The organism is Pseudomonas sp. LBUM1671 (genome assembly GCF_059695685.1).
This window is the reverse complement of record NZ_CP166782.1, coordinates 6,059,619-6,077,107: the sequence shown is the minus strand read 5'-3', so window position 1 is coordinate 6,077,107 and position 17,489 is coordinate 6,059,619. Positions and strand designations below refer to the sequence as shown.

Genomic DNA, 17,489 nt, shown 5'->3' with positions numbered 1-17,489 from the left:
CTTATTGGTAGACGTCGTGCTTGTGTGCTTTGGACGGCTGCTTTTGCGAGGACTGGGCCTGCTCGGCAGGATCCTGGGAATCGTCAGGCAGGTACAACGGGCCTTTTTGACCACAAGCCGACACAAGACAGGCAACCGCGAGGAGCGCGGCAAGGGAAGAGATCAGGCGCTTCATGGCGAAATCCTTGAAAATGCGTTAATTGCGCCGGAGTATACCGGCCACCCGGCAGCTTGCCTATGCGACGGGGCTCCCGTCCGGCGGGGCTGCGCCCGATGCCGGTAGGTTATGCACAATCCCTGTGGGAGCGAGCCTGTGGTGAGGGGATTTATCCCCGTTCGGCTGCGAAGCAGTCGCAAAACCGGTGAATGCGGTTTTTCTGATACACATCGTAGTCTCAAAATCAGGGCCGCTTCGCGACCCAACGGGGATAAATCCCCTCACCACAGACTCGCTCCCACAGGTTTAGCGCTTAACATATCGATAGCGGTACCTGATCGTTATCCTTTGCAATCACCGGGGCTCGCCCGTATCTTGCGGCGCTTGAGCGTGAACAGACACTTTTTGAGGTTGCCGCAATGAGTTTGACCGAAGCCCGTTTCCACGATCTGGTCGATGCCACCCAGCAGACGCTGGAGGATATTTTTGACGAGTGTGACCTGGATATCGATCTGGAGAGCTCGGCCGGTGTGCTCACCGTCAAGTTCGAAAACGGCAGCCAGTTGATCTTCAGCCGTCAGGAGCCACTGCGGCAGTTGTGGCTGGCGGCCGTGTCCGGCGGGTTCCACTTCGATTACGACGAAGAGAGCAAGCGCTGGATGTGTGACAAGAGCGACGAACAACTCGGCGAGATGCTCGAGCGCATCGTCAAGCAGCAAGCTGACGCCGAGCTCGACTTCGAAGGTCTGTGAGATCGTGACGCAACCTGCGCCCGTTCGTCCGCCCAAGCCGCTCTACAGCAATGTCAGCCCGGCGGTGCCTTCGCCGTGCAGCGGTGTGTGCCGGCTGGACGAGCAGAAAGTCTGCCTCGGGTGTTTTCGCCATGTCGAAGACATCCGCGAGTGGCGCTCGGCGGATGATGATCGTCGCCGTGTGATCTGCGCCCAGGCAGTCCAGCGCAAAGCCTTGGCATAAGAGCTTTTGTGGCGAGGGAGCTTGCTCCCGCTGGGCTGCGAAGCGGCCCCAAAAAGCTTACGACTGCTGCGCAGCCGAACGGGAGCAAGCTCCCTCGCCACAGGCAAGCCTCTCTCAAAAATGTCAGCGCAGGTGCGTGGTCGCCCCTGACTTGTATATTTATTGAGCTGTGATAGTGTCCAGAAACGCCTCAACCCATCGAGGCTCGTGAAAACCCCGCCTTTTTCTGGCGGGGTTTTGCTTTTTTTGTGCAGAAGAAAGGAGTCTGCCTCAATCATGACCGCACCTTCCATCACCCTTACTCGTCTGGACGTGCAACGTCTGGAGCGCCTGATCGACAGCCTGGATGACACGCTGCCGGGCGTTATCGCGCTGCAAACCGAACTGGATCGCGCCGATACCCTGGTCGGTCACGATGAAGTGCCCGCCGATGTCGTCACCATGAATTCCCGTGTGCATTGCCGCGAAGAAGGCAGTGGCAAGGACTATCACCTGACCCTGGTCTACCCCAAGGATGCCAACGCCGACGAAGGCAAGATTTCCATCCTGGCGCCGGTCGGCAGTGCGTTGCTGGGCCTCAAGGTGGGTCAACACATCGACTGGCCAGCACCGGGCGGTAAAACCCTCAAACTGACCCTGCTGGAAGTCGAATCCCAGCCGGCCGAAGGCGGTCATTTTCCGGAATAAACCACTTAGACCTGCTCGAGCGCCTCATTCAACGCGCGCTCCAGGTCGGCCTTGTAGCGCAAGTACAAATTGCTTGAACTCTGACCATCACCGAGCAGGCCCGACAAGTCCAGGTCGGTGATGTAGCAGCGATAGCGCTCGGTTTCCCGGCGCTGCTCGACGATTTCCCGGGCGACCACGCTGAACAACTGGTCGCCATGTTCCAGCTCTGAAAATTCCCGCTGATTGCAATACAACGTGACCTGCACCTGCCCCGGCGCGGCTTTGCCGATGATCGCCTGCACGTCGTAGAACGGTTTGTTGACCGGGGTTTGCGGCGCTGGCCGGGCCTCGACCCGACGCGCCCGGCCGGGGCCTGACGGCAACAGCTGGTAATACAATGTGTCGAGGTTCAGAGGCTGGGCGGTGTTCATCGGCAGCAAGGCGTCGCGTCGGTACTGGATTGATTGCAGGAACCGTTGCAGTGGCACCAGCAGGCTTTGCTCATCGTGATAGGGCAGACGCTGTTGCCACAGGGCATTGAACTCATCCAGCACGTACAGATCCGCCTGCTGATCGGTGATTCGGTAGAACACCTGGATGCATTCAGGCTGGCCCATGGGCAGGAGCAGCGCCAGGTCGTGGTCTTCCAGTGCCATCGGGTCCAGGTGCAGCGGGCTGTAGCTCGCCAGTTCTTCACCCAGGTAATCGAACAGCGCTGGCAACGTGGCGAGGGCGACGTGATTGACGTGGCCGGGCACCAGTTCCAGTACGTGATAATGCTGCTGGACCTGCACCATATAACGATGATTGAGCTTGCTCAGCAGCAAGTTCTGCGCAGTATCGAGGACCTCTTCGACCCGTCGGGCGATAAATTGCGCCCGGTTGTGGCAGAAACAGCGAACCCGCAGTTTGGGCTGTTGGGGCCCGCTCGGCAGGTTGTTGAGATAGTCGCGCAGGCAGTCGAGCAGGGCGTGCGGGCCGTCGTAGCGGTTGACCAACACTTCGTTCCAGCTATTGAGCGTGACCTGGTCCAGGGTCAGTACCAGGTTTTCCCGCACCCCGGCGTAGCTCAGGGAATCGGTGCGTTCGGTGGTCATCAGGATATTCAGGTCGCGATGGTGCTTGAGCGGATCGACGCCGACGTTCACCAGAATCAGCACTTCACTTGGCACGCTGGCGCGCAGCAGCGGCTCTTCGGCGACGGTTGTCAACGGCAGGGCGATGCTTTGTTGCAGGCTGCCAAGCAGGTTGAACAGTTCAAATTCGCTCAAGTCGCTGGTGCCGGGGTGCAGGGCGAGGCGCGTGCTGCTGTCGATCACGCCGTTGCGGTGGCACCAGGTCAGCAGCTCCAGCAATTGGCGGCTGCGCTTGATCGGCGCGAAATGTTCCCATTCATGGGCGGTCAGGCTGCCGTTGTACAAGCCCCACTGGGTTTGTCCGGGTTCTTTTTTGTTCGGCGCCTGCACCAGGGTCAGGGTGTCTTCGGCCAGATCCGGAGCGATGCCGGGGTTGATGAACTCGACTTTGTCCGCTTTACGCTCAAAGGCTGCATACAGCCGCCGACCCAGCACGTTGAGGTCGCGTTTGTTGATCAGGCTAACGGTTTGCTCGTCGCGGGCGAACTGGGTCAGGAAGCGGTAGCTGTAATTCAGTTCGTTGACCAAGGCTCGGCGTTCAGTGCTGACCTGGCGGACTTTCCATTGACTGCGGCTGTCGAGCAGCGCCAGTTGCCGCGGATCCCAGTTCCATTCGTGAGCCAGCCGCTCAAGCAGTGAGCGCTGCCAGCTCTGGGTGCGACTGCTGCCGGTGAGCTTGCGGTTGACCTTCAGATACAGCGCGCGGCGTACCAGCTCAAGGCGCTCCGGCTCGCCACGCGCCGTGAGGTATTCCTCAATGCGTCGGTAGACCACGATGTAAGGGTCGAGCTCGTCGAGGTCCAGTTGATTGGCGAACACCGCTTGCTTGAAGCGCAGGCTCAGGCAATGAACCTTCGGGTGTTCGCTGGCGTAAACCTCGATCAGCAGCAGTTTGAGCACGGACTTGTAGGGCGACTCGATGCCCTTGAACAACTGCCAGAGCCCGGCGCCGATGAATTCCCCTGGGGGGATATAGGCCAGATGCCCCAAGTCCAACGACTCGTCTGCCCGAATGAAACGCTTGGACAGAAGCGTGTGGGTGTATCGATCGTAAGCAGATTCTTCATAGACCGGCACCAGCCACCAGATCGGCGTGCGACCGGCTAGCCAGATCGCGGTGCGGTAAAACTCATCCAGCAGCAGATAGTGCTGGGTCGTGCCGCAGTCTTCCGAACTCAATTGCGTATCGCGCTCGCCGAGGACGAAGCGGGCCGGGTCGATCAGAAAGAAATGCGCCTCGGCGCCCTGGCTCGCGGCCCAGATTTCAAGCAGCTGGCATTTCTTGCGCAGCTCGGCCAGTTCGTTTTCGCTCAAGTCCTGGGCATGACAGACCCACACGTCCATGTCGCTCTGATCGGCCTGGGCCAGGGTGCCCAGGCTGCCCATCAGGAACAGACCGTGAATCGGTCGCGGCGGATTGCTGCCGTGGCGCGGCTTGTAGGAGAACGATCGGGTCAGTCGTTGGGCTTCAGCGAGGGCGTTGGCGTCAGGCTCGAAATTCGACAGCCCGGCCGGCGTGCTACCTGACACATAGCCTGGCAACAATGGATGATTCACGTGGAAAAACAGCGGCAGCAGTGTCAGCACGGTTTGCTGTCGGGTCGACAGCCCTTCCACGGCACGGGCCATGCGGCCTTCGTTGAGTTTCAGAAAACGTGCGCGCAGCTGACTGAGAACCTTGCGGTCGATTCCCTCGTCCAGATCGGGGCGAATTTCATGGGTGCGGGTCATGTCAGCTCAAACCGGCTCGCGAGGCACGGACGTAGGGTCTGCGGATGAGGGGCAGTTTAGCGCCTCGGGCCCGGGACTTTTAAGCTGATTTTGTTTTTTGACGTCAGATTTCTACCGTGCGGTGGCCGCAGCTCACAAAGTGTGCCCGCGGAAATCCCGTAGCAGGGGTTTCCGTGGGCGATGCGCTAATACTCAGGCTGTTTCCTGGACGCTCAGAATCGTCAGAACGGTTTGTACATTTTGCGCAGCGTCACGACCCAGACTGGTCAGATAACCGCCATCTGGCTGGTCGATCAGTTCTTTTTCGTACAGGCGTTGAGCGGCAGCAATGGCTTTCGGGGCAGCGGTCTGATGAATTTTCAAACCTTCCTGGGAACTGTCCAGGTTGAAGAGTGCGAGGATTTCCAGTTCGGCAACCAACTCAGGGGTAAGCGACATAAGGACTCCAGACTTTCTAGGAATTGGACGACAGCGCCCCTAAGGTGAGCCCACTCGTGCGGCATGTCCAGTGCCTGCATCAGGGTTTTTTCACCACGGGATGCGTTCCCCGGCGGGTGGTGCGGCAGCGGGGTGGATTCAGTGTAGTCAGGGGGCGGAGGAAGGTAGGGGAGATTGGTGACAATCTGTGTGGAGGGCGGGTTGTGAGGCGAGGCAGCTTCTGTGGCAAAGGAGCTTTTGTGGCGAGGGAGCTTGCTCCCGCTGGGTTGCGAAGCAGCCCCAAAATCTCGGCAACTGTCGAAGATATTGCGAGCGCTTCGCACTCGAGCGGGAGCAAGCTCCCTCGCCACAGAGGCCTGCTCCCTTGAGGTCGGGGTTATTTCTTTTCCGGCGGCAGCTCTGGCAACGCGCGCAACGCTGTTTCGTACCATTCGGTATTGAACGCGCGGTCTTCTTCGAGGATCGCGTCGATTTCTACCGCCAACACGTGGGCCATCAGGTTGAGGATTTCTTCACGCTCGTAACCCACCAGGGTCAGCTTGTTGAAGGTGGCCTTGGCCGCTGGCGGGTTGTCGCTTTCGATCTGGTTTTCGATGGCTTCGATCAGGGTGGTTTCGGTGAATTCTTCTTCGTCGATCTCGATATCAGTTGGCTCGCTCATGGCAGGCTCCTCAAGTTTAAGGCGGCCAGTTTACCTGCATTCAGCGCTGTGATGCTGCTGGCAGGAATCGCTCCGGCGTTCTATAAACAGGCACTGCCAACCCCGCACGGCCTGGAGGCTATGTGATGCTCAAGCTTTATGGATTTTCCGTCAGTAACTACTACAACATGGTCAAGCTGGCGCTGCTGGAGAAGGGCGTACCGTTTGAAGAAGTGCCGTTTTACGCGGGCACAAGCCCGGAGGCGCTGGCCATCAGCCCGCGCGGCAAGGTCCCGGTCTTGCGTACCGAGCAAGGTTTCATCAACGAAACTGCCGTGATCCTCGAATACATCGAGCAAAGCCAGAAAGGCACGCCGCTATTGCCGAGCGATCCGTTCGAGCGGGCGCAAGTGCTGGCGCTGGCCAAGGAAATCGAGCTGTACATCGAGTTGCCGGCGCGCGCGTGCTACGCCGAGGCATTTTTCGGCATGCAGGTGCCGGAGGCGATCAAGGACAAGACCAAGGCTGAACTGTTGCTGGGGTTTGCGTCCTTGGGCAGGCACGGCAAGTTCGCCCCTTATGTGGCGGGGGACAGTCTGAGCATTGCGGATTTGTATTTCCTGTACAGCGTGCCGCTGGCTTGTGCGGTGGCGCAGAAGCTGTTTGATCTGGATTTGCTGGCCGAGATGCCGGCGGCCAAAGCGCTGTTGAAGCGTCTGGAGCAGAACCCGAACGTGCAGCGGATTGCGGCGGACAAGGACGCGGCGATGCCGGCGTTTATGGCGATGGTCGCGTCCAAGAAGTAGGTTTTGTAGCGGTTGTAAGATCGCATTCGCGAGCAAGCCCGCTCCCACATCAGATCGGCGGTGAACACACATTTTGTGAACCCCAAAGACCCAATGTGGGAGCGGGCTTGCTCGCGAAGCTTTTGACTCAGCGGCTGGCGAGCAATGCCTGACCGCGCGCCACAGCCTTCTTGACCTGCGCCGGCGCAGTCCCGCCGATATGGTCACGGGCGTTCACCGAGCCTTCCAGGGTCAGCACGGCAAACACGTCCTGATCGATCTGGTCGCTGAACTTGCGCAGCTCCTCCAGGCTCATTTCCGCCAGGTCCTTGCCGCTTTCCACGCCATACTTCACGGCATGGCCGACGATTTCGTGGCAGTCACGGAATGGCAGGCCACGGCGTACCAGGTAGTCAGCCAGGTCGGTCGCGGTGGAGAAACCCCGCAGCGCCGCTTCGCGCATCATCGCGTGCTTGGGCTTGATCGCCGGGATCATGTCAGCGAAGGCCCGAAGCGAGTCGCGCAAGGTGTCGGCCGCGTCGAACAGCGGTTCCTTGTCCTCCTGGTTGTCCTTGTTGTAGGCCAGTGGCTGGCCTTTCATCAAGGTCAGCAGGCCCATCAGCGCGCCGAACACGCGACCGGTCTTGCCGCGAACCAGCTCGGGCACGTCCGGGTTTTTCTTTTGCGGCATGATCGAGCTGCCGGTGCAGAAGCGGTCTGGCAGATCGATGAACTGGAACTGCGCGCTGGTCCACAGCACCAGCTCTTCGGAGAAGCGCGACAAGTGCATCATCGCGATGCTCGCGGCCGAGCAGAACTCGATGGCGAAATCACGATCGGACACGTTGTCCAGCGAGTTGCCGCCGACCGCGTCGAAGCCCAGCAGTTGAGCGGTGTATTCGCGATCAATCGGGTAAGTGGTGCCAGCCAGCGCGGCGCTGCCCAGCGGCATGCGATTGGTGCGCTTGCGGCAGTCGACCAGACGCTCGTAGTCGCGGCTGAGCATTTCGAACCAGGCCAGCATGTGGTGCCCGAAGGTTACCGGCTGCGCGGTTTGCAGGTGGGTGAAGCCCGGCATGATGCTGCCGGCTTCGCGCTCGGCCTGCTCCAGCAAGCCTTGTTGCAGGCGGGTGATTTCGCCCAGGATCAGGTCGATCTCGTCACGCAGCCACAGGCGGATGTCGGTGGCGACCTGGTCGTTACGGCTGCGTCCGGTATGGAGCTTTTTACCGGTCACGCCGATGCGGTCGGTCAGGCGCGCCTCGATGTTCATGTGCACGTCTTCGAGGTCGATGCGCCAGTCGAACTGGCCGGCCTCGATTTCACCCTGGATGGTCTTCAGGCCATCGGTGATGCTGTCGCGCTCGGCGTCGGTCAGCACGCCGACCTTGGCCAGCATGGTGGCGTGGGCGATCGAGCCCATGATGTCGTGGCGATACAGGCGCTGGTCGAAAGTGACGGAGGCGGTGAAGCGGGCGACGAAGGCGTCGACGGGTTCACTGAAGCGGCCGCCCCAGGACTGATTGGTCTTGTCAGTGCTCATGAATTCGCTCGTGTCGGCTGAAGAAATAATGACGGTGGAAGCTGTCGCGGATAATAACAGGGTTGCCAATCCTGTCGCTGACGCTGGTCGACAGGTTTTTTTTTCGGAGCGCGGTCCATACTCAGGGCATGCCTTGTGGGAAATTGCGCAACGATATTTTTCGATTGAGCAATATCGTCCCTGCAACCGTCTACAGTTGGACAGTAGGATCAGCGCACTTCTCGGCGCTGCGGCTGACTATAAGAAGAGGGGGTGTTCATATTGTGTATCGGCAAACCCTACGGCGATACCTCGCTTACGCGGGCCAGAGCCTCCAATCATTTGGCAGATGAAAATTTAGCCGCCGGTCTCGCGGCACTTTTTGGCCCTCGCGCTAGTCTTAGCGTGGATCGCGGTGACGGACGTCACTTCACCTGTCTACGCTATCCTTGTGCGAGACTCACGCAGGAATCCAGCGCAATATGAATGTCCTGATCGTTGATGACGAACCCCTAGCCCGCGAGCGCCTGAGCCGAATGGTTGGCGAACTCGAGGGATACAATGTCCTGGAGCCCAGCGCCACGAACGGCGAAGAGGCGTTAGCGTTGATCGACAGCCACAAGCCGGATATCGTGTTGCTCGATATCGGCATGCCAGGCCTTGATGGCCTGCAAGTGGCTGCCCGGTTGTGCGAACGCGAAACCCCGCCCGCCGTGGTGTTTTGCACCGGGCCCGATGAATTTGCCGTGGAAGCCCTGCAGGCCAGCGCCGTGGGCTATCTGGTGAAGCCTGTGCGAACTGAACATTTACATGATGCATTGAAGAAAGCCGAGCGGCCCAATCGCGTCCAGCTCGCCGCCCTGACCCGTCCCGCCGCCGAAAGCGGTAGCGGCCCACGCAGCCACATCAGTGCCCGAACACGTAAAGGCATTGAGCTGATCCCGCTGGGTCAGGTGGTCTACTTCATTGCCGACCACAAATACGTGACCTTGCGCCATGAAGGCGGCGAAGTGCTGCTGGATGAACCGCTCAAGGCCCTGGAAGATGAATTTGGCGACCGTTTCGTGCGTATCCACCGCAACGCTCTGGTCGCTCGCGAACGCATCGAACGCTTGCAACGCACGCCGCTGGGGCATTTTCAGCTGTTCCTCAAAGGCCTCAATGGCGATGCCCTGATCGTGAGCCGTCGCCACGTGGCCGGTGTGCGCAAAATGATGCAACAGCTTTAACTCGCTGATCACAGGCGAATTTCACACCCGTTTGCTGGACGTCCGAGGCCAGGGAGGCCACGCAGTGCCTGATACAAGTCAAAGTGGATTTGGCTGAGCTGTTATTATCCGCCGTATCTATTCAGTACGGATTGATCCATGTCCTCTCGCGAAATCCGCATCGCCACCCGCAAAAGTGCTCTCGCCCTGTGGCAGGCCGAATACGTCAAGACCCGTCTGGAACAGGCCCATCCGGGTCTGCTCGTGACGCTGGTGCCCATGGTCAGTCGTGGCGACAAGCTGCTCGACTCGCCCCTGTCGAAAATCGGTGGCAAGGGCCTGTTCGTCAAGGAACTTGAAACCGCGCTGCTGGAAAACGAAGCCGACATCGCCGTGCACTCGATGAAAGACGTGCCGATGGATTTCCCCGAAGGCCTCGGTCTGTTTTGCATCTGCGAGCGCGAAGACCCGCGCGATGCGTTCGTTTCCAATACTTACACCAGTCTTGATGAGTTGCCGCAAGGCAGTATCGTCGGCACGTCCAGCCTGCGCCGTCAGGCTCAGTTGCTGACCCGTCGCCCGGACCTGGAAATCCGCTTCCTGCGCGGCAACGTCAACACGCGCCTGGCCAAGCTTGATGCCGGCGAATACGACGCCATCATCCTCGCGGCCGCCGGCCTGATTCGTTTGGGTTTCGAAGATCGCATCACCTCGGCAATCAGTGTCGACGACAGCCTGCCGGCCGGTGGCCAGGGCGCGGTCGGCATCGAATGCCGCAGCGTTGACAGCGAAATTCACGCGTTGCTGGCGCCGTTGCATCACCAGGACACCGCCACTCGCGTGACCGCCGAACGTTCCCTCAATAAACACCTGAATGGCGGCTGCCAAGTGCCGATCGCCTGCTACGCCGTGCTTGAAGGCGAGCAGATCTGGTTGCGCGGTCTGGTAGGCGATCCGAGCGGCGGCCTGCTGCTCAGCGCCGAAGCCCGCGCGCCACGGGGCGATGCAGAAGCCTTGGGCGTGCAAGTGGCTGAAGACCTGCTGAGCCAGGGCGCCGACGACATTCTCAAGGCGGTCTATGGCGAGGCAGGTCACGAGTGACAGGCTGGCGCCTGCTGCTGACACGCCCTGCGGATGAGTCGGCGGCGTTGAGCGGCGTTTTGTCGCAAGCGGGGATTTTCAGCAGCAGCTTGCCGCTTCTGGAGATCGAGCCGATTCCAGTTTCTGACACAATGTGCGAGGTGATTCAGGGACTGGATCGTTACTGTGCGGTGATCGTGGTCAGTAAACCGGCCGCCAGAATCGGCGTTGACCTGCTCAATCAGTATTGGCCACAGTCACCGTCACCACGCTGGTTCAGTGTGGGTGCGGCGACTGCACAGATCCTCGCGGATAACGGTCTGAACGTGAGTTTTCCCGCCGAGGGTGATGACAGCGAAGCCTTGCTTGAACTTCCTTCGTTGCGCGAGGCGGTTACCCGATCCGATCCGCGGGTGCTGATCCTGCGCGGGGAGGGCGGGCGCGAGTTGCTGGCTGAGCGTTTGCGTGAGCTTGGTGCTAGTGTCGAGTATCTGGAGTTATACCGTCGCGGCCTGCCTCATTACTCGTCGACGGTGCTGCCTGACCGGATCGAAGCGGAACGCTTGAACGGGCTGGTGGTCAGCAGTGGACAGGGTTTTGAGCACCTGCGCCAATTGGCGGGCGATGCCTGGCCTGCTCTTGCGCAGTTGCCGTTGTTTGTTCCAAGCCCCAGGGTCGCCGAGCTGGCACGTGCCGCCGGGGCCCAAACAGTTGTGGATTGTCGTGGCGCCAGTGCCGCGGCTTTGCTGACGGCGTTACGGGAGCATCCCGAACCCGTTCTCTAATGCAAAGGATGGATACGTGAGCGAAACAGCCTTGCCAAAAGAAGACGTGCTGCCGGCGCTTGAAGCGCCAGTTGAAACTCCGCCCGCTGCTGAAGTGCAGCGCAGAGGTAACGGGCTGGCAATCGTCGCGCTGCTGCTGGGCGCCGCCGGTGTTGCCGTAGGCGGTTGGGGTGTCTGGCAGGTGCGTCACCTGCAAGCCAACAACCAGCAGCAGTTGAGTCAGGTCCAGGCGTTGAATGATCAGGCGCAAAGTCTGAAGCTTAACGAGCAGCGCCTGAGCGCACGCCTTGAACAGATGCCTGCGGCAGAAGAACTGGACGCTCGCAGCCGTTTGGTGGCGCAGTTGCAAGGCGATCAGCAACGCTTGAATCAGCGTCTGGAAACCGTCCTCGGCGCAAGCCGCAAGGACTGGCGCCTGGCCGAAGCCGAGCACTTGTTGCGCCTGGCCAGCCTACGCCTTTCTGCGTTGCAGGACATCAGCAGCGCCCAGGCCCTGGTGCAGGGTGCCGATGAGATTCTGCGCGAACAGAACGATCCAGGCTCTTTTGCCGCTCGCGAGCAAGTAGCCAAAACCCTGGTGGCGCTGCGTAGCACTGAACAGCCGGATCGCACCGGGTTGTTCCTGCGACTGGGCGCCTTGCGCGATCAGGTCATCAACCTCACCGAGCTGGCGCCCGAGTACAAGGATCGCGGTGAATCGCTGCTGGGTCTGACGGCCGACGGTGACGGCGCCAGCCGTTGGGCGCAGTGGTGGGACCAGATTTCGCGCTACATCCGCATCGACTTCAACGCTGACAAGAATGTTCGTCCATTGCTGGCCGGGCAGAGTTTGAGCCAAGTGCGTCTGGCCCTGAGCCTCGCTTTGGAGCAAGCGCAATGGGCTGCGCTCAATGGTCAGGCCGCGGTCTACACCCAGGCGCTGGCGGAGGCGCGGGATGTCCTGACGGGCAACTTCAACCCGGACAACCCTCAGAGCAAGGTCATGCTTGAGCAGGTGGGCGAGTTGAGCAAGCAGCCGGTGACGGTGGTCACGCCGGACCTGACCGGCACACTGAGTGCGGTTCAGGGGTATCTGGAGCGGCGTAACGTCAACGCCGAAGACTCGATCAAGCCGATGGCAAAACCGGCCGCGAACACTGTGCAGGAGGCCACGCCATGAAACGCCTCTATGTGATCGTGTTTCTGGTCATCGCCGCGGCCGCCGCACTGGGCCTGGCGATTGCCGAGCATTCCGGTTACGTGCTGATCGCCTACAAGACCTTCCGTTATGAAGCGAGCCTGTGGGCCACCCTGGCGTTGGTCGCGGTGCTCTGGCTGGTGTTCTGGGGCATCAAGGCGCTGGTCGAGCTGGTGATGACGTCCAGCGGCGTGGTCAACCCGTGGTCGCGACGCAATCGCAGTCGGCGGGTGCAAGTGGCGATCGAGCATGGTCAGTTGGACCTGGCGGAAGGTCGCTGGGCCAGTGCACAACGTCATCTGCATCGCGCTGCCGAAGCCGAACGCCAGCCGCTGCTCTACTACCTCGGTGCTGCGCGCGCCGCGAATGAACAAGGTCTCTACGAGGAATGCGACAACTTGCTGGAGCGCGCCCTCGAGCGCCAGCCCCAGGCCGAGTTGGCGATTGCCTTGAGTCACGCCCAGTTGCAGAACGACCGCGGCGACACGGAAGGCGCCCTGGTGACGCTGCAAGCCATGCACGAGCGCCATCCTCATAACGTCCAGACCTTACGCCAGTTACAGCGTCTGCATCAGCAGCGCGGCGACTGGTCGGCCGTGATTCGCCTGCTGCCGGAGCTGCGCAAGGATAAAGTCTTGCCGCCCGCCGAGCTGGCCGATCTGGAACGCCGGGCGTGGGGTGAAAACCTTTCCCTGGCGGCGCATCAGGAGGCGGATGGCACGGTGGGGCTGCAATCGCTCAATCGCGCCTGGCAGCAACTCACCTCGGCTCAGCGCCAGGAGCCTCAGTTGGTGTTGGCCTACGCCGAGCAGTTGCGGCAACTGGGTGCACAGGTCGAAGCGGAAGAAGTGCTGCGCACGGCGCTCAAGCGCAAGTACGACAGTCATCTGGCACGTCTCTACGGATTGGTGCGCGGTAGTGATCCGGCTCGTCAGCTGCAAACGGCCGAGGGTTGGCTCAAGGATCATCCGGCCGACCCGAGTCTTTTGCTGACACTGGGCCGTCTGTGCCTGCAAAGCAGTCTGTGGGGCAAGGCGCGGGACTATCTGGAAAGCAGTTTGCGGGTGCAGCGCAACCCGGAAGCCTGTGCAGAATTGGCTCGGTTGCTCGCGCAGCTTGGCGACACAGAGCGTAGCAATCAGTTGTTCCAGGAAGGTCTGGGCCTGCTGGACGAGCGTCTGCTGGCGGCACCACTCCCAGCGCCCGTTTACGCCTGACGCGTTCCCCCTGTAGCAGCCTGCTGCTACAGGGGCGGGAGTCGTTATTGGGCGCGATCCGGCCGCTCGAATTTCATTGAATGTTTAGCTTTGTAGTCCCTGATCGGCTTTGTCCTACATCGGACTACATCAAGTCCTCTCGATGCTGTCGGGAATTCCCTACACTTCTGGTGAAGTGTCCGTGCCGGCCTGCCTTGAAAGGCTGGCGCGCTTTCCTCTACCGTAACCGCCTGTCTCTACTGTTACGGATAAGCCATGTTTTTGGCCTGCTCACGCTCCTTGTTTTTCATGGCTTTTATTGCAGGTGCTCTGGCCTTGGGCGTTTCCTATTACCTGGAATATGCAATCGGCCTCAAGCCATGCGGGTTATGCCTTTTGCAGCGAGCCTGCCTGGCGTTGTTTACCGGAGTCTGCCTGATGGCTTCGGTGCATGGTCCTGGCCGCTTCGGGACTTTTCTTTATTGGCTGCTCGGTCTGTCATGCAGTCTCGCGGGTATGGTCACGGCGTGGCGGCAGGTCTTGCTGCAAAGCGACCCGGCGCATCAGCTATCGACTTGCTTAACCCAGCCGGAGGCTTTGTACGAGAACCTGCCTTGGTTATGCCGGGTGACCCGGATGTTCAAAGGGGACGAAGACTGCGCCGAAATTTCCTGGACGCTGTTCGACCTGAGCCTTCCGGAATGGAGTCTGTTGCTTTTCGTGGCGTTGACGATTCTGGGGGTTTATCAGCTGCTGCGCGTTGTCTGGCTGGCCTGCGAGCGACCGCTCAGCGGCGTGTCGTCGCACCGGGGGCTGACGGGTGATTAAACACTTGTATGAACTTTATCTCCTGCGTACCTTGAAGCCATTGTCGCGCGGGCATAATCTGGCCCGCACGTGTCATTGGAATTATGTTGCTCGATGACGCTCTGCCTGGCCGATTCTTGATTTTCAAGTTTGCGACAGGTGTAGGGCAGCATGACCCACAAGGGAAGAGAGATCACCATGCTCGAAAGTTGTCAGAATGCTCAGGAACGTTGGGGTGGAGTGCATCTGCTGATCGATCGCTGGTTGCAGGAGCGCGAAGAGCTGATTCGGACCTATGATGTTCTCGGTGCCAAGCCAGAGGCTTTGAGCGAAAACCGAAAACCTTTGCAGGAATTCTGCGGCGTGCTGGTCGATTACGTGTCTGCCGGGCACTTCGAGATCTACGAACAGCTGACCGGCGAAGCCAAGGCGTTTGGTGACAAACGCGGGCTGGAACTGGCCGAGACGATTTACCCGCGCATCGACGTCATCACCGAGAAGCTGCTGGCGTTCAACGACCTGTGTGATGCAGGCAAGTGTGTCGCGGAGAAATTCAAGGAGCTGGGCGGGCTGTTGCACGAACGCTTCGAGCTGGAAGATTGCCTGATCGAAGTGCTGCACACGGCTCACAAGGAAGAGGATTCGGTTCAAGCCTGAACCCCTCTGGCAAGACTAAAAAACGGTGCGCTTTGCGCGCCGTTTTTCGTTCTCGGTTTTCAGCTTGTGGCACCGCGCAATTCGACTTCGAACACCAGCGGCGTAAACGGAGCGATCAGGTCGCCGGCACCGTCCGCGCCATAGGCTTGAGACGATGGAATCACCAGGCGCCATTTCGCACCGACCGGCATGTTTTGCAATGCGCTGCGCCAGCCGCTGATTACGCTATCCAGACTGAACCACTGCGGCTTGCTGTTCTGATCGAACACGGTGCCGTCGGGAAGGCGTCCGACATATAAAACTTCGACCTTGCCATTAGGGCCAGCCTTGGCACCCGCACCGGTAGCCAACTCGGTCAGCAGAATTCCATCCGCCAATTCACGTACACCCGGTTTGGCTTTTTCCTCGGTGAGAAAACGCTGCTCTTTTTCCAGCGCGACTTCACTTTGCGCGAGGGCGGGTTGCTCGGCGACCTGGGCTTCGTGCTCGGCCAGAATCTGTTCGATCTGCTCGTCTTTCAGGGCCAGTGGCTTGCCTTGATAGGCTTGTTGCAAACCTTCGAGCAATGCCTGGAGTTGCAGGTCCGGCACCTCTTGGTGCAAGCGCTCACCCAGGCTTGCACCCAGGCTGTAAGCAAGATCGTGAGCCTCATTTGGGGTGGTTTTTTCGGCGGCCTGAGCCACGGAAAAAAACACACACAACGATAAAAAAAAGTAGCGCGACATGGGCACACTCCGATCTGAGATGCGGTGGATTATGCCAGTGTGGATGCGCTCGAAGGTGAACTGGTTTTGCGCCAGCGCAGAAGAATTTCAATCTGTTGCAACGCAGCGCTTTCGATACTGTCAACATGCCCTAGCGGCGGTGTCAGCAGAGGTCTAGTATGAGCCGCACCCACGTCAGCCAGGAGGTAAACCATGTCGGCCACCAAGAAGCCTGTAAATACCCCGTTGCACTTACTCCAACAACTCTCGGGCAGCCTGCTCGAGCATTTGGAAAACGCTTGTTCACAAGCCTTGGCTGATGCTGAAAAACTGCTCGCCAAACTGGAAAAACAGCGCGGGAAAGCGCAGGAAAAATTGCACAAATCCCGTACCAAATTGCAGGATGCTGCCGCAGCCGGTAAAGCCAAGGCACAAACCAAAGCAAAAGGTGCAGTGAAAGAACTTGAGGACTTGCTCGATGCCCTCAAGGATCGTCAATCCGAAACGCGCGGCTACATTCTGCAACTCAAGCGCGACGCTCAAGAAAGCCTGAAACTGGCCCAGGGTGTCGGTCGTGTACAAGAGGCTGTCGGCAAGGCGTTGTCCCTGCGTTCGGCCAAGCCTGCTGCGGCCCCTGCCAAGAAAGCCGCCGCTAAACCGGCTGCTGCAAAAGCACCGGCCAAGCCTGCTGCCAAGGCTCCAGTGAAAGCTGCCGCAAAACCTGCGACGAAAAAACCGGTTGCTGCCAGCGCTGCAAAACCGGCGGCTAAAACGACGGCTGCCAAGCCTGCCGCCAAGCCAGTGGCTGCAAGAACAGCTGCCGCTAAACCTGCTGCAAAAACCGCTGCTGCGAAACCAGCCGTGGCGAAAACCGCAGCGGCAAAACCAGCTGCAAAATCGGCAGTAAAACCAGCCGCTAAAACGGCCGCTGCAAAACCTGCAGCCAAGCCGGCAGCAAAACCTGCTGTTGCTAAAACTACTGCAGGCAAGCCAGCTGCAAAACCGGCTGCTAAACCAGCTGCAAAAGCTGCGGCGAAACCAGCTCCTAAACCTGCTGCCAAAACAGCTGCCGCGAAACCCGCTGCCGCCGCCAAACCTGCTGCAGCGAAACCAGCAGCCAAACCTGCCGCTGCCAAACCAGCTGCCGCGAAGCCAGCTGCAAAACCTGCTGCCAAGCCCGCCGTGAAAAAACCGGCCGCTACTGCCAAGCCAGCGACTGCACCCGTTGCCAAACCAGCGACTCCAACGCCGTCGCCAGCTGCATCGGCTTCGCCTGCTCCAGCAGCCTCCACCTCGACCCCATCGTCTGCGCCAACGCCAGCCGCACCGTCGAGCACCACCCCAACCAGCGCTTCCTAAGTGCCGGTTGCCGCGACGCGCAGCTGATGCAGCGCGTCGCGATCCAGGTGGACGGCGCCCGCCGTCACACCTTCCAGCCAGACCGTTAGATCGGTCACCTCATACTGCGGCCAACTCTGTGCCGATCGCTCCAGCCGCAACAACAGATGCCGCTCGGCTTCCAGCTCCAGGGTCTTCACTTGTTCGCGCAACGTATTCAGCTCGGCGTCCTTCGTCGCGACGGCTTTCCATTGCATACGCAATGCTCGCAGTGGTCGCACGACATCGGCATCCCAGGGCTCGGCCACGTCGCGAAGCAGCTGCAATCGTTGCTCGTTGCAGGCGACGCCTCGGTCTCCCAGCCATAACCCACAGAGCAGCAGGCACACATTCACGCCTGCCGACTGCAATTGCAGGCAGGCGTCTTCAACGCCGGGACGCGCGTAGGTGGTAAGGGAAAAGCTCCACAGGTCAGAGGACATAG

At 60.0% G+C, this 17,489-nt stretch carries 19 protein-coding genes and 1 pseudogene; 13 read left to right on the top strand and 7 right to left on the bottom strand.

Going from position 1 to position 17,489, the window contains the following annotated elements; genetic code table 11:
* Position 1: 1 nt before the first annotated feature.
* Complete coding sequence (gene lptM, locus ACA060_RS28160; RefSeq protein WP_075946461.1) at positions 2–175, bottom strand: LPS translocon maturation chaperone LptM; 174 nt, start codon at positions 173–175, stop codon at positions 2–4.
* A gap of 401 nt (positions 176–576) precedes the next feature.
* Between lptM and cyaY the strand changes: the two genes are divergently transcribed.
* The 3 genes from cyaY to rnk all read left to right on the top strand — a co-directional run bounded on the left by cyaY (position 577) and on the right by rnk (position 1,819).
* On the top strand, positions 577–909 hold the full coding sequence (gene cyaY, locus ACA060_RS28155; protein WP_008150266.1) for an iron donor protein CyaY: 333 nt from the start codon (positions 577–579) through the stop codon (positions 907–909).
* 4 nt (positions 910–913) lie between these two features.
* Entirely contained in the window at positions 914–1,132 is a 219-nt protein-coding gene (locus tag ACA060_RS28150; RefSeq protein ID WP_010465092.1) for a DUF1289 domain-containing protein, read from the top strand.
* Between the two features lie 276 nt (positions 1,133–1,408).
* Entirely contained in the window at positions 1,409–1,819 is a 411-nt protein-coding gene (rnk, locus tag ACA060_RS28145; RefSeq protein WP_046045088.1) for a nucleoside diphosphate kinase regulator, read from the top strand.
* A gap of 5 nt (positions 1,820–1,824) precedes the next feature.
* Here the strand turns inward: rnk and ACA060_RS28140 are convergent, their stop codons facing one another.
* The 3 genes from ACA060_RS28140 to ACA060_RS28130 form a co-directional block, all read right to left on the bottom strand.
* On the bottom strand, positions 1,825–4,668 hold the full coding sequence (locus ACA060_RS28140; RefSeq protein WP_497314442.1) for a class I adenylate cyclase: 2,844 nt from the start codon (positions 4,666–4,668) through the stop codon (positions 1,825–1,827).
* A 192-nt stretch (positions 4,669–4,860) separates the two neighbouring features.
* Positions 4,861–5,106, bottom strand: a complete 246-nt coding sequence (locus tag ACA060_RS28135; RefSeq protein ID WP_094470036.1) for a TIGR02647 family protein — start codon at positions 5,104–5,106, stop codon at positions 4,861–4,863.
* Positions 5,107–5,482: 376 nt separating this feature from the next.
* On the bottom strand, positions 5,483–5,767 hold the full coding sequence (locus ACA060_RS28130; protein ID WP_109635822.1) for a hypothetical protein: 285 nt from the start codon (positions 5,765–5,767) through the stop codon (positions 5,483–5,485).
* Between the two features lie 125 nt (positions 5,768–5,892).
* Between ACA060_RS28130 and ACA060_RS28125 the strand changes: the two genes are divergently transcribed.
* Positions 5,893–6,552 (top strand): glutathione S-transferase family protein, encoded by a 660-nt coding sequence (locus ACA060_RS28125; RefSeq protein ID WP_497314440.1) that lies wholly within the window; start codon positions 5,893–5,895, stop codon positions 6,550–6,552.
* A 127-nt stretch (positions 6,553–6,679) separates the two neighbouring features.
* On the opposite strand, the gene argH is transcribed toward ACA060_RS28125, so the two are convergent.
* Positions 6,680–8,074 carry an argininosuccinate lyase gene (gene argH, locus ACA060_RS28120; RefSeq protein WP_109635820.1) on the bottom strand — a complete coding sequence of 465 codons (1,395 nt, stop codon included), beginning with the start codon at positions 8,072–8,074 and terminating at the stop codon, positions 6,680–6,682.
* Positions 8,075–8,416: 342 nt separating this feature from the next.
* On the opposite strand from argH, the pseudogene ACA060_RS28115 reads away from it, so the two are divergent.
* The 8 genes and pseudogenes from ACA060_RS28115 to rsd form a co-directional block, all read left to right on the top strand.
* Positions 8,417–8,539 (top strand): annotated as a pseudogene (locus ACA060_RS28115) (sensor histidine kinase); the annotation flags it as partial.
* Entirely contained in the window at positions 8,536–9,282 is a 747-nt protein-coding gene (locus tag ACA060_RS28110; RefSeq protein ID WP_109635818.1) for a LytR/AlgR family response regulator transcription factor, read from the top strand. The pseudogene ACA060_RS28115 and the gene ACA060_RS28110, both read left to right, overlap by 4 nt.
* A gap of 138 nt (positions 9,283–9,420) precedes the next feature.
* Positions 9,421–10,362 (top strand): hydroxymethylbilane synthase, encoded by a 942-nt coding sequence (hemC, locus tag ACA060_RS28105; protein WP_109635816.1) that lies wholly within the window; start codon positions 9,421–9,423, stop codon positions 10,360–10,362.
* Positions 10,359–11,126, top strand: a complete 768-nt coding sequence (locus tag ACA060_RS28100) for a uroporphyrinogen-III synthase (protein WP_497314438.1) — start codon at positions 10,359–10,361, stop codon at positions 11,124–11,126. Before hemC ends, ACA060_RS28100 begins: the two co-directional genes overlap by 4 nt.
* 16 nt (positions 11,127–11,142) lie before the next feature.
* Positions 11,143–12,285 (top strand): uroporphyrinogen-III C-methyltransferase, encoded by a 1,143-nt coding sequence (locus ACA060_RS28095; protein WP_497314437.1) that lies wholly within the window; start codon positions 11,143–11,145, stop codon positions 12,283–12,285.
* Positions 12,282–13,520 carry a heme biosynthesis protein HemY gene (locus tag ACA060_RS28090; protein WP_497314435.1) on the top strand — a complete coding sequence of 413 codons (1,239 nt, stop codon included), beginning with the start codon at positions 12,282–12,284 and terminating at the stop codon, positions 13,518–13,520. The genes ACA060_RS28095 and ACA060_RS28090 overlap by 4 nt, the downstream gene beginning before the upstream one ends.
* A 255-nt stretch (positions 13,521–13,775) precedes the next feature.
* On the top strand, positions 13,776–14,327 hold the full coding sequence (locus ACA060_RS28085; RefSeq protein WP_497314433.1) for a disulfide bond formation protein B: 552 nt from the start codon (positions 13,776–13,778) through the stop codon (positions 14,325–14,327).
* A gap of 177 nt (positions 14,328–14,504) precedes the next feature.
* The gene (gene rsd / locus ACA060_RS28080; protein WP_109635809.1) at positions 14,505–14,963 is read left to right on the top strand and encodes a sigma D regulator; all 459 of its coding nucleotides are present in this window, start codon (positions 14,505–14,507) and stop codon (positions 14,961–14,963) included.
* A 59-nt stretch (positions 14,964–15,022) separates the two neighbouring features.
* On the opposite strand, the gene ACA060_RS28075 is transcribed toward rsd, so the two are convergent.
* Positions 15,023–15,688, bottom strand: coding sequence for an FKBP-type peptidyl-prolyl cis-trans isomerase (locus tag ACA060_RS28075; RefSeq protein WP_497314431.1), 666 nt, complete (start codon positions 15,686–15,688; stop codon positions 15,023–15,025).
* A 192-nt stretch (positions 15,689–15,880) separates the two neighbouring features.
* Between ACA060_RS28075 and ACA060_RS28070 the strand changes: the two genes are divergently transcribed.
* Positions 15,881–17,026, top strand: a complete 1,146-nt coding sequence (locus ACA060_RS28070) for an AlgP family protein (protein ID WP_497314429.1) — start codon at positions 15,881–15,883, stop codon at positions 17,024–17,026.
* Here the strand turns inward: ACA060_RS28070 and ACA060_RS28065 are convergent.
* A complete protein-coding gene (locus tag ACA060_RS28065; RefSeq protein ID WP_497314427.1) occupies positions 17,023–17,487 on the bottom strand; it encodes a TIGR02444 family protein in 465 nt (154 codons plus the stop codon). The two genes, ACA060_RS28070 and ACA060_RS28065, sit on opposite strands and share 4 nt — an antisense overlap.
* Between the last annotated feature and the right edge of the window lie 2 nt (positions 17,488–17,489).